The following is a 16040-nucleotide window of genomic DNA, read 5'->3' as shown; positions in this document are numbered from 1 at the left end:
GTAAATCGTTAAACCAGAACATCAGCAGCAATACAAACAATACACCAAGGTCGTTTAAGCTGCATCAGAATTATCCGAATCCGTTTAATCCAACAACAAACATTAAGTTTGATATACCAAACGATGCCAATGTATCGATAAAGATATATGATCTTCTTGGCAGAGAGGTATTCAGTGTTAGCGAATACAAACAAGCCGGAAGTTATGAAATGATGTTTGACGGAAGTAATTTAGCGAGTGGGTTATATTTTTATTCTGTCAAAGCTGAGACGTCCCAGCGGGACGTCTATACAGAAACCAAGAAGATGGTTTTGATAAAATGATCCCGCCAGGGCGGGTCTGCGAAAATGCCTGAAGCATTTTCTTGAAAATGAAGTTTAGAATCGTTTATAAACCTGCCGGGTCTTGGAGACCCGGCAGGTTTTTACTTTTACTCATTGATCAGTTTGCTTTTCCTGGAGAGCACTGACTATGTCAATGCATGCATCAACTTAGTTGATGCACTCCAACGAGAAGCTGCTAATCAGCATTCGAGCCACTTTCAGAACTTACATTGCGGCTTAAAGGTTTGTGAGGATAAATCAATTTTCTAAGTGCGAACCCTTAAAGGTTCGACTACGGTTCTGGATAATTACTGTTAACCACCTCCAACTCACACGTGCCGGGGCAGTCCTTCGGCCTCGATGGGGGGAGGGTGACTAATCAAGCCGGTATTCAATCATAAATAATCATTGCTAAATCCTTATTTTTTAATTATATTACTTTTTTGACATGATGAATAGGGATATTGTTAGTTTAATTAATAATAATCAAGAGTTTATATTAACAAGCCACGTAAACCCCGACGGGGATTCAATAGGCAGTGAAATTGCTCTTCAAATTTATTTAAAGTCACTTGGCAAAAACGCCGGAATTTTAAACTACTCCCCTACGCCTGAAAATTACAAATTCCTTGATAAGGAACAGGTAATAGAGCAATTCGATGAAACGACGCATAAGGAGCGTATTTTAAACGCAGATGTGATCTTTATTCTGGATACCAATGAATACCAGCGCTTAAGGACTCTGGCACCTTACATTCAGGCAAGTAAAGCAAAAAAAATTCTGATAGATCATCACCTGGGTTTTAACCCGGAGCTGTTTAATGAATATATTGTAGATACAGACTCCCCCGCTACCGGCGAGATACTGTACCGGTTCTTTAAAGAAATAGAAAAAGCCGAAGGCAAAAGCGGAATCATAACAAAAGAAATGGCACTGGCATTATACACAGCTATAATGACAGATACCGGTTCATTCAAGTTCAACCGTACAGATGAGGAAACTCACACTATAACAGCAGACCTGTTAACATACGGTCTGAACCCGTATGATATTTACGAGGAAGTCTACAACCAGGCAACAATAGGCAGGCTTCACCTGCTTGGAAGGTTCCTGAATAACGTAACGCTGATGTATGAGGGAAAGCTTGCTTATTCAGTAATATTTCGAAAGGATTTTGAAGAGACTTCAACAGATGAATATGCCATAGAAGGTTTCAGCTCGCATTTAATGAGCTTAAGCACAGTTGTTATGGGAATTGTAATTACCCAGACACAGCGCGGTGTTAAGCTGAGCTTCCGCTCCAAAGGCGATGTCAGATCCAATGAGCTGGCCAAAGAATTCGGCGGCGGCGGCCACCAGAACGCATCAGGTACATTCATACCCGGCGGAGATATAGATAAACTGGTGAAGGAAGTGACTGAGAAGGCGGAAAAATACATATAATCAATTAACAATTTTCAATTAGCAATTAGCAATTAATTATTAATAAAAGAAATTAAAAAATTAAATATAAAACTTATTTTACGCGGAGATATAAATGAAAATCAAATATGAGGTAAAGAAGATCAAGGATATAAAATCCGATGTTGTTGCATCGGTAACCTTTGAAGACCAGGTATCAACAAAGATGCACTGGCTGAACACTTTATTCAAAGGAACCCTTGATACGTTAATAGAGACGAATGATTTTAAGGCAAAATCAAACACAACAATATTAACCTACCTCGGTCCCGATAACCGCAGCAAAAGATTAATGGTTATAGGGCTGGGAAATTCCAAAGAGATAACACTTGAAGGATTAAGAAAAGCGTATGCCGCAGCAGCCAGGAAGCTGAATGCAATGAAGCTGACATCGGTCTCATTCGAAGTACCTGATCTTGCATTCATAAAAAGCGTTACCAATGCTTCGCATTATGATATTATGCAGGCAATATGCGAAGGCGTATTTTTAACACAGTACTCACCCAAAAAATATTACGCTAAAAATGATTTTGTACCGTTCAATGAAGTAATTTTCTTTACTGATTCACCCAAATACACACGCGAAGGCACAGAAGCCCTGAAGGATGCAAAGACAATCTGCGATGCTGCAATTGTAGCAAGAGAGCTTGAAAACGAGCCTTCAAACTTTTTAACACCTGATAAATTCGCAGAGTATGTAAAAAAATCAAGCACCAAGGCGGGCTACCAGGTAACAGTATATGATGAAAAGAAAATTGCCCAGCTGAACATGGGCGGCGTACTTAATGTAGGCAAAGGCAGTGTAAATCCGCCAAGATTTTTAATACTGCAGTATTTCGGCGCTAATAAATCAGAGAAGCCTGTAGTACTTGTAGGCAAAGGCGTTACATTTGATTCAGGCGGAATTTCAATAAAGCCCGCACAGGGAATGGACGCAATGAAGATGGATATGGGCGGCGCAGCCGCAGTAGTTGGAGCCTTTGAAGCAGTAGCAAGGCTTAAATACAAAATGAACCTGATAGGGCTCATTCCCGCAGTTGAAAATATGCCCGATGCTGGCGCATATAAGCCGGGTGATGTTATAAAAAGCTATGGCGGAATAACAATTGAAATAGACAATACTGACGCAGAAGGCAGGCTGATACTTGCAGATGCGCTTGAATACGCAGCAAACTATAAACCCAAGGCTGTAATTGATCTTTGCACATTAACAGGAGCGGCAATAATCTGTTTTGGCCACCTGCTTGCAGGATTAATGGGCAATGATAAAGAGCTTAACAAAAAAATATTCGCAGCCGGCGAAAAGACATATGAGAGAGTATGGGAAATGCCTTTGTACAATGAATATGACAAGCTGATGAAGAGCGAGATCGCAGATATTAAAAATGCGGGTCCCGCAAGACAGGCCGGCACAATTATGGGCGGAATCTTCCTGAAGAAATTCGTACAGGATAAATACCCGTGGGCACATCTTGATATTGCAAGTGTGGCAATGGGTCTGGGTGAATCCGCCGAAGAATACCATACCCCGGGAGCAACGGGCTATGGCGTAAGATTGCTTACTGAGCTTCTTAAACAATATTCTCACTAACTTAAGATAAAGGTAAAAAGAGGCACTGAGGTTTGAAAAAAATCGAGGCTCCCTCGAAGATATTACTTGTACTGACATTAATTGAGTTCATCAATTATTTTGACAGGCAGGTAGTATTTCCTTTATTCAGCTTCCTGAAGGCTGATTTCGGGCTTAGCGATTTTGAGCTTGGCCTGATAGGCACCGTATTTATGATCATTCACGCATCATTTTCGGTTCCGTTAGGCATACTTGCCGATAAATGGATAAGGAAGAACATCATTGCAGCTGGCGTTGCGATATGGTCTATAGCTACGTTCGTAACAGGGCTTGTGCAGAACTTCACACAACTTTTAATCACACGCGCTGCAGTTGGTATAGGCGAAGCGTCATATGCTCCGGCAGCAACATCCCTTATAGCTGATAATTTTCCGCTTGAAAAACGCGCAAGGGCAAGCTCAATATTCCATTTGGGAATGTTCTTCGGCGGTACGCTTGGAATGATACTAGCCGGTGTGCTGGGCTCTAAGCTTGGATGGAGAGCATGTTTTTTTATTGTGGCAATTCCCGGAATAATACTTGCGTTAACGGCGTTAAGGATTAAGGAAACAAAGCATGAGCACAAGAACACATCTGAGGTAAACCGCAAAAATATTTTTCAGCTTTTTAAAACTCCTGCATATGTTATGACCCTTGTTTCAGGAATTATGCTGACATTCACTTCTTCGGCAATAATAAGCTGGATGACACAGTTCTTCATTAGGTTCCATAATTATTCCGTTGACCAGGCATCAATTACAATTGGATTAGCTGTTATCATAGGCGGGCCGCTCGGGATCTATTCCGGCGGGTATTTCAGTGACCTGTTATTCAATAAATACAAAAAGCCGCGTTCACTTGCAATGGCAATAGCGTTTATTCTGGCTACTCCCCTGATGTATATTACATTAACCACGCAAAATGAAATTTTGCTTTTAGTGACTTTGGTTATGGCAACTTATTTAATGACCTTTTATTATGGCCCGATGGTTGCATTGATACAGGATATTGTTCCGGGCTCACTTAAGGCAACGGCATTCGCTTTTTACCTGTTCACAGTGCATTTGATAGGCTCAACACCGGCACCAGCACTTATCGGTAAGATTTCTGATATCAGTAACCTGCAGACAGCGCTTTTTTTGGTGGTACTTTCAAATCTGCTGGGTGGAGTGTTACTTTTAATTACAACTAAACTGCTGATAAAACGAAGAGATGCCCAACCTGTTTAAAATACAGTAATTTAAAAATTTTGAATTTACTTAAAATTTTGACTAAATTATTAATTATGAATAAGATAAATTTGTGAAACATTAATTAGTATTATACGATTTAAATAGTAGCAGGCATTTATTGGAAGAAAAAGATATAACAAATAATAACGAAAAAGACACAAAATCGCATCAAAACGGCAAGTTTTTAAGATGTATAAATATTGATTGTGTTTTTAACAGCTCAAATGAACAGGGTGCAATACGCAATACCTGCTCACATCCTAATGTTGTGGTTGAAAGCAGGTTTGCTGATATTACAATTGCAATTTGCTCTGAATTCCGCAGTAAAAAGGATTATTCATTTGAAAAGCCTGCAACTATTATTGAGCTTAAAACGGGTGAAAAGACAGAGATAAAAGGCAGACCCGATGTTGGCATTGAAACAATTGAGAAAGTAACCACCCGTGAGCTTGAAGAAGATGTTAACAGGACATCTCAAACCACTGATGAACCTTTAAACAAAGACCAGGAAATTAATGTACAGGATCATATCAAACCGCTTATAATAGAAGCGGCGGCAAAAGATCCTTCAGAGATGACACCGGATGAGATATATAATCTCAGTACAAGACCCGGTACTGATTTCCTGATACTAAAAAAAATATACCAGCCTAATACACGCAAAGGACTTATAGGCTCGATATTTTTCCATTTCTTCCTTTTGTTTTTGATATACCAGTTCTTTGTTCCGAAGGAAGAAAAACATAACGGCGAAAATAATCAAAGGATAGTAGTTGTTGAAGACCTTGAAATGCCCAAGTTCGATCCGCCGGATATTGACAAGATAAAAGAAGAAGAGCAAAAGCTGCTTGAAGAACAGGAAATAAAGGATAACACCAAGGACGTAAGGCCAAAGATCCAGAAGAAAACCATTACTCCGAATATCAAAAGGCCTGTTGATAATTCCAAGGATACAAATCTTGTTAAAACCAATGATACCAATAAGGTTAAGAATGATTCTAACTTAACAAAGAATACCAGGGATACCAACAGGATAGAGATACCTGACTCACTTAAGGCAACATATGATGAGAATGAAATTGGGCTGAAGCTGTGGTTCCCCAAAGAATGGAAGCTTGTTGATAACAGGACAGTGAACCTGAACCAGAAGGAATTCAGCGGTATTATACTTGCAACTGATACGGCAAGCGAGGACCCGGGTGCTGTTAATATTTTTCTGCTTATAGATGACCCGCAGCACAGCGCGTATAATAAGGCTACATATAAAAATCCGTTCCAGATGGATGATTCAATGGTAGTTGGTTACGTAACTGACCCGATCAAATCAAGCGGGAAGAAGTTTTCAACCAAGTATTACCTGTTCACAGATCCGACAGGTGCAAAAAATATACAGGTGAATGTTGATTATGCCTCGCAGGCAATGATGGAAAAATACCAGTTGACAGTAGATGCAGTAGTACGTTCAATTAAGATAGCACCCCCGCCGAGTAAGGATCCATAGTTAAATTTGATATGCCCCGCTTCTGTCATGCTGAACTTGGTTCATCATCTATTTTTAGCTAACCCAAAAGATATAAGGTTATGAAAGCAGACCCTGAAACGAGTTCAGGGTGACAATACAGGTGCGACTTCAGGGTGACAATATTTTTTAGTGTTGATATTCTCCTCTTCTGTCATGCTATACTTGCCTGACTTTCAGAAGTTTTCAGCACCTGCCTGCAGAATCTGAGATTTACGAGTCAGAGAGCATACCCTGAACCAAGTTCAGGGTAACAATATTTTTTTCAAGCTGTAGACTACCCCCTTTGTCATGCTGAACTTGTTTCAGCATCTGCTTTTTAAAACCCTTTGTTTCATAAGTTTCAAAAGAGTTCTCAATTTGTAAAAAGTTTCTTTCTAATCTTGAATTAACCCTTTTCATCTATTATTTTTAAAAATGAAGCAAAAAGAATATTATGTATATATTATGACCAACAGGTCAAAGACACTATATACCGGAGTTACAAATAATATTCTGTTGAGAGTATTGCAGCATAAATTCAGTGTGAACAAAGGATTTACAAGTAAATACAGAATAGACAAACTGGTATTCTTCGAAAGCACCGGTTCGATCTATGAAGCATTAAAGAGAGAGAAACAATTGAAAAATTGGCATAAAGATTGGAAGATAAATCTGATTGAAAGTGTAAACAGGAATTGGGATGACCTATCTGCAGGTTGGTATGATGATATTGATCCCCTGGAAGTTTTGAAAGGATATGACGGGAGTTAAGAATATTTATGTTCAGGTACCTGCTTTGGCAGGATTGACATTTACCCAAAGATCTATGAGTATGAGAGAAGACCCTGAAACAAGTTCAGGGTGACTATATAGGGGCGAGTTCAGGGTGACAATTTTTTTTCATGCTGTTGATTACTCACTCTGTCATGCTGAACTTGGTTTGAGCATCTATTTTTAGCTAACCTAAAGATACAAGGTTATGAAAGAAGACCCTGAAACAAGTTCAGGGTGACAATATAGGGGCGAGTTGAGGGTCACAATATTTTTTTCGTGATGATGTTCTCTCCATCTGTCATGCTGAACTTGGTTCAGCATCTGCCTGCAGAAAGAGAGATTTACGAGTCCGAGAGTAGACCCTGAAACAAGTTCAGGGTGACAGAAGCAAGAAACAATATATTAATATATTGCAAAATTGAATATCATTGATCAAACATACAAACAAAGCATTAGAGCCAAAGCTAAGGAGCTTGGGTTTATAGGCTGCGGTTTTGCAAAATATGAATTGCTTGAAATTGAATCAGAAAAGCTGCGTGAGTGGCTTGATGAGGGCAAGCAGGCTGATATGGCGTGGATCGAACGCGGCTTTGAAAAGCGCAGGGATGTAAGGCAGATAATGCCCGAAGCAAAAAGTGTGATCTCGCTTGCATTCAATTATTATACACCCTTCGAACACGACGATAGCAAACCGAAAATTTCAAGGTATGCATGGGGTAAAGATTATCACAAGATATTGAAAAAGAAGCTGAAGGAGCTTTGTGAATTTATCATACAGACCTCCCCCAACCCCCTCCTTGGTAAGGAGGGGGCTTTTGATCGTTTCCCTGTTAACAATGGGGCGGATTTGGGTCTCTTATGCAGGGCATATGTTGATGACGGGCCAGTGATGGATAAAGTCTGGGCACAACGTGCCGGAATTGGATGGATGGGGAAACATACCAATATTATAAATCCTGAATACGGTTCATGGTTTTTTTTGTGTGAGATAATTACTAATATTGATTTCGTTACTTACGATACGCCTATTGAAGATATGTGCGGAAGCTGTACGCTTTGTATTTCTTCCTGTCCGACAGGCGCAATTGAAAGCGAATATGTTGTTAATGCGAATAAGTGTATTTCGTATCAGACTATCGAGAATCGCGGTGAAATTCCGGAAAGTATTAATTTAGACGGCTGGATATTTGGCTGTGATGTTTGCCAGGATGTGTGTCCGTTTAACTCACCTAAGTATAACCATGTAACTGAGGAGGATGGATTTTGGCCGAAATCTGTTTTTGGAGGAAATGACATAAGCGCTTCGACTACGCTCAGCGCGACAAAGCAGGCATTGGCTCAAATCACCGAAGAGGAGTTTACGGAGGTGTTTGCTGATTCGCCAATTAAGCGGACGAAATACGCGGGGTGGAAAAGGAATCTGGAAAGGTTTGGTAGATAATGCTCCCGGCGCGAACACGCAAAAGAAGGAACTGGCATAAAAAAAGGCGGGGTATTAAAACTACTCCGGAAGCTGCAAATAAGATCAAAGATGCATTATCTTTGAAGGCTATGATAAAGAAGAATAAGAAGAAGTGAGAGTTTTCAGAAGGGTCTCGTAAAGCTGATAAAACGGTTAAACGGGAATAAACTCTTATATAATATTTTCAAGATTCCTGCCTGCGCAGGAATGACAAAGTAATTTGAAGTCAGCCTTTTATATTTTCATAAATCCTTATATTTGTAAATGCCGAAATCGAAATTTCTGAAAATATTTGCACTGCTTGAGATGTTCAGTGCGACTGTATTTTTGGCGCTTGCGCTGATATTTTACATCTCCCGGGATACATTGGGCGGCAGTATTACGATTCCCGCTATATTCGGATTTATAGGGGTATGCTCAATAATAGCAGCTCCGCTGCTGATGAAATTTGCCCGCAAAGCCGAAGAGGCTGAAAAATTAATAAAAACCAAACGGTAAAGTTATGTTCACACCAAAAATAATATTCGCTGCCGGATTCTTATGTTTATTCATTGCATTGGGATTGGTTCTACCCGGAATTTATTATTACACAAGCGAGGAAAAATTTATCAGCCAAACGGAAATTATTACCTGCAGGATCTCTAAAATAGAAGAGCCAAAAGAAGGCTACGCGTATCTTACTTTTGAAGATGTTACAGGCAAAAAACCTCCTTTTGTTTACCTTGAAAGATACGATGCATTTGATAATACGTTAGAATACAGGGTAAACGAAGTTTACGAAATAAATTATAATTCTGCATCGCCGGGTGATTCTAAAGTGAGCAATTATTTTGATCTTCATCCTGTATCCTCACCTCTACTATTCATAGGAGCACCTTTTTTATGTATAACACCTTTGATCTTCATAGCAGGTTTTAAAGCACGCAAATCAAAACTAAATATTAACAGCAATGTCAACATCTCCTAGAGACGCTAGCAAATTGTTGCGCTATATTGCATTTGCAATGCTGTTCGTTTCAGTTATACTTGTTATACTGGGCGTATATTATTACCAGAAGGAAGACGCGTTTTTAAAGGAATGTTACCTGATAAAATGCAAAGTAACTTCAATTGAAGAAAAAAGGCTCGGGAAAGCATATATAACTTTTACAGAAGTGAACGGCAACTATAAGCCGTTTGTATATTTTGTTGAATATGACGCATCAGAAAGTGACCTTGGGTATAATGAAGGTGAAGTTCATGAAGTATATTATTATTCCAAAGATCCCGCACAGTCACAGGTTAAAGGGTTTTTCGAAAACCATTTAACTTCTTTTATACTGCTTATAGTTGGTTTTGCATTCATGCTGGATTTTCCTATACTTCTTTTGGTAGTATCAAAGGTTAAAAAACAAAAGATGGCTCAGAATCAGTTCGGGATAAAGGATGAAGTAATATCTGAATAGTGAAAAAGTGAAATAGCGAAATAATGAGACAGTGAATCTTTCACTTCTTAAAATCACCATTGCTCATTGTTCATTGTTCATTGATATTTGATATTTGGCTTTGTTGTCACACTCCCCTCACAAAAGTATCTAACTGTATAGAAAGGAGAAATTATGAAATATATAATGATTTCATTATTAGCTATTGGAATGAATATTTATTCACAGTCAGATATAGAAAAAGGGAGGGAAAGCTTAAAAGCGGCTGACAGGGAGTTTTCTGATCTTTCAGAGAAAAAAGGGATGGTTGAAGCTTTTCTTAGCTATGCTGACGATAATGCAGTGCTGCTGCGTGATTTTACAATGCCTATAGTGGGTAAAGATGCGGTTAAGAATTTTATAAGCGAAGGCAATAATGATTTTACACTTGTATGGCAACCGCTATTTGCCGATATAAGCTCTTCTCTTGACATGGGTTATACTTACGGCACGTTTTTACTGACTTTTAAAGATAATACCGGAATTGAACAAAAGCGTGACGGTACTTATCTTACGATATGGAAAAAAGATAAAGATGGGAACTGGAAATGGGTGCTGGATAACGGTAATCAGGGGCTGGAGCCGAAAAAGTGACAGGTAAAAAGAGTAAGGGGCCAGTGCCTCATTCAGAAATGATCTCATAATTGAAGATTTTCGTGTAAGGTAGCAGACCCTGAACGGAGTTCAGGGTGACAAAATTTTTTAATTTGTAGTCGAACCCTTTCAGGGTTCGCACTTTGGTTTATGGGTTAAATAAAGCGAGCCCTGAAAGGACTCGACTACAAAAGCTGAACAAAACAAGGGGCTAAGAGCCCCTTGTTTATGAAATTCAGATACATATTTGCAACAATGAACAAATTATTTAACTCATCCGATGATCTGTCTTTTATTATTCCCGTCTTAAAACACCTAAAAGCGACCCCTCCCCAACCCTCCCCGAAGGGGAGGGAGTAAATATAAAGAAAGACGGCTAATTGAGCCGTCTTTAAGAAATTGAATATTATACAAACCCTCCCCAAAGGGGATGGCTTAATATGTTTTAATCAGTTATTTCGATCTTTATTTCTTCACTTGAGCCGCGAACATCGGGATAATACATCAGCATACCAGTTGCGGGGATAACGTTGTATTTACCCGGTATCTGCGCGCGCATTATGTATGTGAACTCATAAGTATCTCCATACAGATATGTTGCGAAGAATGTCACGCGGTTATTGCGGATATCCTTATCAGCGTACCACCATCTCCACCAGTAATAATCCCACCCGGAGTAATCTTTTTCATCTTCAATTGTATAGGCCCAGTCATCTTTTATTACTTCGCATCCTGCAGGGATAGGATCTTCGAGCATGAAATACTGCATATCCTTATCTTTGGCTTCAACGCGAACTTTAACAAGAATTTCATCGCCTGATTTTACTTCACCGCCAAAATAACGCTTCTGATATATTATCTTATCATCGTTATACTTGGTGTATTTTTCAAGCTTGAAATATTCTTTATGTACCCTGAAACCATTCTCGCGGGGCTGAATAACACCTTCGCTGGTATAATATCTCAGGTCGCTTGATACATATACCTTGCCTGTGCCTGATTTTTCTATCTTAATATCATTCTGCCCTGCTTTAAGCTTTGAGCCATCGATAACGAATTTAAGATCTTTCATGAATACATCTTCACGTGTCATTTTTTTATCATGCAGAAGCTCGCCGTTAACTGATATTTTTACATTATAATCCGGCTCAAGTTCTTTGGAGGTCTTAAGATAATCAACCATTGCGTAGATAATGAACGCAGTTGACTGTGTGTTCCACCACCCGCCGCCCTGGCGCTGCTGCATAAGCCAGCGTACAGCTTTATTCATTAATTCCGGATTATCTTTCAGGCTAACCGGATCAAGCAGCAGCGCTTTTACAGCCATTGCTGTAGTCTGCACTTTATCATCCTGCCATGTGTAATGGAAGGTTTTGCCGCCCCAGTAAGAACCGGATTCGCCCATATCCTGCGCATGTGTTACCAGCATTCTTGAATATTTATCGGCAGTTTCATTATCGCCAATGTTCCTTGCAGCCATTGAAAGCAGCGCAATCGAATAGTCGTTCATTTCAGCTTCTATCAGCAGCCTGAACTGCTCTTCGAATATTTTTGTATCTTTATTATCCGCATATGACAGCGCATAAAGCATATAAGCCCTGGTAGTAGCTTCAAGGTTTTTATCTTTTAGCTGCTCTTTAATAGCCTTGATGCCTTTTGACATAACATCTTTTCTGACAGGATAACCTGCCTTATCGCCGAGTGTTAATCCATACACAACATACGATGTCATGAAGGGATGTGACTGGTCATTTGTCCACCAGCCCCAGCCGCCATCATAATGCTGCATTGAATACAGCCTGTTATAGCCGGCTTCGACCATCTTCGGCATATCTTTCTGTGTTGCTTCGCTGATAGGCGCGTTGAGATCTTTAAAAGCATTAGCAACAATCACAGTTGGTAAAAATCTGCTCATGGTCTGCTCAACACAGCCGTATGGATAGCCTACGAGCTCATCAAGCGCGCCGAGCATTGTTGCGGCAAGTGATGGAGCTACATTCAGAGTAAGCTTTGTACTTCTTAGATCGGTGTATTCAGGAATTGTTACAAACTTATATTCGGTCTTTTCAGCATCGGAAATATCCATAGCCTGGTAGCTAGCCAGCTGCAGGCCGTGGGGCTGCAGAGGAATTTTCATTTCAACCGCGTCTGATTCCTGGTTAGTGAGCGCGCTGGCAGTAAGCTTTGCAAAGCCTGTTGGATTTGTAACTTTCACCTTCCAGTCAATACGTCTTTCTTCATTTTTGCCTAATGTAATAACCTGTTCGTTAGGATCGCCCATAAGCTCAATGTTTTCAGCCTTCAGGCTTATCTTGGTTGATTTATCCTCTTCGAGGTAGTTATGTATTATAGTTGAAATTGTTACTTCATCTTCCTGCTGGAAAAAGCGCGGTGTTTCCATTCTAACAAGCAGGTCCTTACGGGTAATTACGGAATTTACCTGCTGTCCTACCTTAGTATCATTGGTAATAACCCTGGAAGTGAGAGTCCACGAAGTGAGGTTATCAGGAAATTTGACCTGAACAGTGGCATAGCCATTCTCATCAGTCATAACTGAAGGATTCCAATAGATCGCATCTCGGAAATCACTGCGCGTTTCAGCTTCAACGAATTCTGACCCGTTTTTAGTCCTTCCGCCTTCGTCATCTTTATTACCTTTTAAATCAGCAAGCTTTTCTGTTTCCATTTTCTTTTCTTTACGCGGAGCTTCTGTCTGGTTCGTAACTTTATCCGTAGTAACTATACCTGATCTCAGGTTTTCCTGTCCTGCATCATCAAATGACTGCTGGTAATCAACGGTTGTTCCGTCAATTATCAGACCGCTTGCTGAAGACTTAAGGTTAACGGTAATTGTTTGTCCTTTTTTTACTTCAAGCTCTTTTTCGCTTTCGCGGGTTTTTGTATTTTGCTGAACGCTTATAGTGTAGCTGCCTTCGGGGAGCTTGAATTCATAAGTGCCGTCATCGGCAGTTGTAGCGGCAACAAAGTCGCCATCAATTATTATAGTTGCATACGGTATTGCGTTACCGTTCTTATCGCTCAGCTTGCCTTTGATAGTACCAAGCTCTTCATCGCGCAGTGATTTTACATCGAACCGCTCGTATATGGTTATCAGCCTTGAGTAGCTGTAATATGAATACGCGCTGCTGTAATGAATACTTACAGTGTTCCATTTAGGCGCATAGAAGAAGCTCTTAATATCCTTTGTGTTATCGGGTTTTATGGCATAAATACTTTCATCAACAATACCCAGTGATACTTCAGCATTGGGTACAGGATTCCCGGCTGCATCAGTGACCTTTATCATCACAGTGCCGTCATCCTTAGGTTTATATGATGTTTTATCTGTTGCAATATTCACTGTCAGGAATTTTTCTTCAGGCATTACCATTACGGATTTGCTTGCTGAATAAAACTGACCTCCTGAGACATAAGCAACAGAAATATAAAAATTCGGACTTGAATTCGCACTTACCGGCACTTCAATAAGCTTTGAGGTACCTTCAATTTTTTCAACTTTGTATGATAGTATATTATCATTCTGCGTTGTTATAAGTACGTTCGCACCGGGAGTAGTAGTTACAATCAGCGCTTTGCAGGTTTCACCGGGTTTATAGCTGTCTTTATCGGGAAAGATCTGCACGGTACCTGATTCATTATACCACCACCACATATCACCTTTAGAAACATAGCAGTAAGTATTTTCTGTTACCTTTTTGCCGCGGCTATCATAGGAATTAATTTCTATGGAATAATAACCTTCACCTTCAGCATCAAACGATACAGTACCTACACCTTTATCATTTGTTGAACCGCTTACGGTTGTAACATAATTTTTATTTTGTTTATAATCAGGGTAGCCGCTCCATGTAAGCCTGTTAACAACGGCTTCAAAGCTTACCTGTTTGGGTTTATCAGAAAAATCCAGCGCTTTAACTTCAACTGTAACTTTCTCATCGGGTTTATACATGTATTTATCAGCCTTGGCTGTCATGAAGAAATCAGACCGTGTGACATACACAGTTTTTGTTGAAGAAATCTCACGGCGTGATTTATCGGTTACCTTAGCCTGAATAATGTAGATGAAATCAGTTTCATAAGTTGCTTCCCTATCCCAATACCACCAGTTGTTATATTTTGATTTAAAATCTTCCTTGATGCTGTAATCAAAATCAAACCTGCCTTCTTTATCAAGCTTGCCAGTGCCGCTGTAGATGAAATCAGCGTTATTATATTTCTGGTTATCATCCTGGTTGGCGTAATACTCTTCATACCACCAGCTGTATTCACTGAAATACCACCAGGGTTTATAGAAGGTCTTTTTGTACACATTATATTCAACTTCAGCATCCTGTACTGGTGAGCCGAAGTAATAATCAGCCTGTACGATTCCTTTGATGCTCTCGCCGTTTAAGTACTGGTCTTTATCAAGTGTAATGCCTACTTTATATTCAGGTTTTTTGTATTCTTCCACAAAGAAATTACCTGTGTACTGCTGGCCTTTATCAAGCTCAGCATAAATAAAGTACTGCCCAAGCGCGGCATTTTCTTCAATTTCATAACTGCCTGAAAAGCTTCCGTGTGAGTTTGTTTTAAGTACCTGCTTGGAAACTTCCGCGCCGCGCGAATCTTTAATGCGAACGGTAAGTTCTTTTTCGGGGTAGTTCTCGAATCCGTTTGGATTTGATCTGCGGATGATACCTTTAAATTCTACAATTGATTTGGGTCTATACACCGGCTGGTTTGGATAGATATAAACACTGTACATATTCGCGCCATAGCCAAAATACAGGTATGGATCAGATACGGCGATATCATCGCCTTTTCTGCCAATGATAAGCGGGTATGCAATATTATTTGCGGCAGCGTACTCTCTATCTTCAGCGGTAATTTCTTTGAAGAATAAACCCTGCATTGTTCTGCCAACGCCTATTTTCTTTGTGCCAAGGAAAAATCCAAGCTCAACATCACTTAGCGGCTCACCTGTTTTTTTATCAACAGTATAAGCAAGCAATGCGTTGTTTGATGCTTCTGTGATAGTGCCTATATCAGTTACGAAAAATCCGGTGTAAGCCACTTTATTTTTATACGATACACGCGCTACATAAGCGCCTTTTTGGCGGGGTTTGTAAGTGAAGGATTCATAGCTGTAATAATAGTTTTCGGAGCCTTCTACCTTCATTCTTTTGTTAAAGCTGTCAACTTCTTCGCAGAGTCCAAGCAGGTTAAGGCTATCTTTGCTGAGCACATCTATTGATGAATTAGAGGTCTGCCTGGAAAAGAAGCCTTCGATATCCTTGATCTTATAAATTTTTATATTGAACTCCGCCCCTTTTTTCATATAGTAGGCGTAAATATTTATTATAACGTCATCACCTGAGCCGTACATATTGTTACTGTAAACGGTGTATGACATATTGATGTCTTCATTGCGGTCCTGCGAAAACAGAACGGCCGGCAGCATTATTATGGCAGCAATGGCCGCTATCATCAGGTTTTTCATTTGGTTCAGCATGGTAATTCTCCTTTAAATTGAAGCTTTTGGTAAAGTAAAATCTCTTTTTATGAACTTTCTTTCTAATTATATGTAAAATAATGTAATTTGTTCCCATAAATGTTA

General features: G+C 39.8%; 13 protein-coding genes. 12 read left to right on the top strand and 1 reads right to left on the bottom strand.

The genetic code is table 11. The features are described 5' to 3' along the window. The 12 genes from J0M37_09220 to J0M37_09165 all read left to right on the top strand — a co-directional run. Positions 1–323: T9SS type A sorting domain-containing protein (locus tag J0M37_09220; GenBank protein MBN8585264.1), on the top strand; the 323-nt coding region annotated here is incomplete at its 5' end. Positions 324–771: 448 nt separating this feature from the next. Beyond that, entirely contained in the window at positions 772–1767 is a 996-nt protein-coding gene (locus J0M37_09215) for a bifunctional oligoribonuclease/PAP phosphatase NrnA (GenBank protein ID MBN8585263.1), read from the top strand. A gap of 94 nt (positions 1768–1861) precedes the next feature. Next, entirely contained in the window at positions 1862–3376 is a 1515-nt protein-coding gene (locus tag J0M37_09210; GenBank protein MBN8585262.1) for a leucyl aminopeptidase, read from the top strand. Positions 3377–3408: 32 nt separating this feature from the next. After that, positions 3409–4623: an MFS transporter gene (locus J0M37_09205; protein MBN8585261.1), complete on the top strand. Its 1215-nt coding sequence runs from the start codon at positions 3409–3411 to the stop codon at positions 4621–4623. A gap of 121 nt (positions 4624–4744) precedes the next feature. Beyond that, positions 4745–6127: a hypothetical protein gene (locus tag J0M37_09200; GenBank protein ID MBN8585260.1), complete on the top strand. Its 1383-nt coding sequence runs from the start codon at positions 4745–4747 to the stop codon at positions 6125–6127. 465 nt (positions 6128–6592) lie between these two features. After that, the gene (locus J0M37_09195; protein ID MBN8585259.1) at positions 6593–6898 is read left to right on the top strand and encodes a GIY-YIG nuclease family protein; all 306 of its coding nucleotides are present in this window, start codon (positions 6593–6595) and stop codon (positions 6896–6898) included. A 430-nt stretch (positions 6899–7328) separates the two neighbouring features. Beyond that, positions 7329–8342, top strand: a complete 1014-nt coding sequence (queG, locus tag J0M37_09190) for a tRNA epoxyqueuosine(34) reductase QueG (protein MBN8585258.1) — start codon at positions 7329–7331, stop codon at positions 8340–8342. Then, the gene (locus tag J0M37_09185; protein ID MBN8585257.1) at positions 8342–8479 is read left to right on the top strand and encodes a hypothetical protein; all 138 of its coding nucleotides are present in this window, start codon (positions 8342–8344) and stop codon (positions 8477–8479) included. Before queG ends, J0M37_09185 begins: the two co-directional genes overlap by 1 nt. A gap of 148 nt (positions 8480–8627) precedes the next feature. After that, positions 8628–8861: a hypothetical protein gene (locus J0M37_09180; protein ID MBN8585256.1), complete on the top strand. Its 234-nt coding sequence runs from the start codon at positions 8628–8630 to the stop codon at positions 8859–8861. 4 nt (positions 8862–8865) lie between these two features. Beyond that, on the top strand, positions 8866–9330 hold the full coding sequence (locus J0M37_09175; GenBank protein ID MBN8585255.1) for a hypothetical protein: 465 nt from the start codon (positions 8866–8868) through the stop codon (positions 9328–9330). After that, complete coding sequence (locus tag J0M37_09170; protein MBN8585254.1) at positions 9314–9808, top strand: hypothetical protein; 495 nt, start codon at positions 9314–9316, stop codon at positions 9806–9808. The genes J0M37_09175 and J0M37_09170 overlap by 17 nt, the downstream gene beginning before the upstream one ends. 153 nt (positions 9809–9961) lie before the next feature. Further along, positions 9962–10420: a hypothetical protein gene (locus J0M37_09165; GenBank protein MBN8585253.1), complete on the top strand. Its 459-nt coding sequence runs from the start codon at positions 9962–9964 to the stop codon at positions 10418–10420. A gap of 445 nt (positions 10421–10865) precedes the next feature. Here J0M37_09165 and J0M37_09160 read toward each other — a convergent pair whose 3' ends face one another. Then, positions 10866–15935 carry a carboxypeptidase regulatory-like domain-containing protein gene (locus J0M37_09160; protein ID MBN8585252.1) on the bottom strand — a complete coding sequence of 1690 codons (5070 nt, stop codon included), beginning with the start codon at positions 15933–15935 and terminating at the stop codon, positions 10866–10868. Positions 15936–16040: the final 105 nt, after the last annotated feature.

It is taken from the genome of Ignavibacteria bacterium (assembly GCA_017303675.1).
Lineage (GTDB): Bacteria > Bacteroidota > Ignavibacteria > Tepidaquicellales > OLB5 > OLB5.
This window is presented reverse-complemented; position numbering and strand designations above follow the sequence as displayed.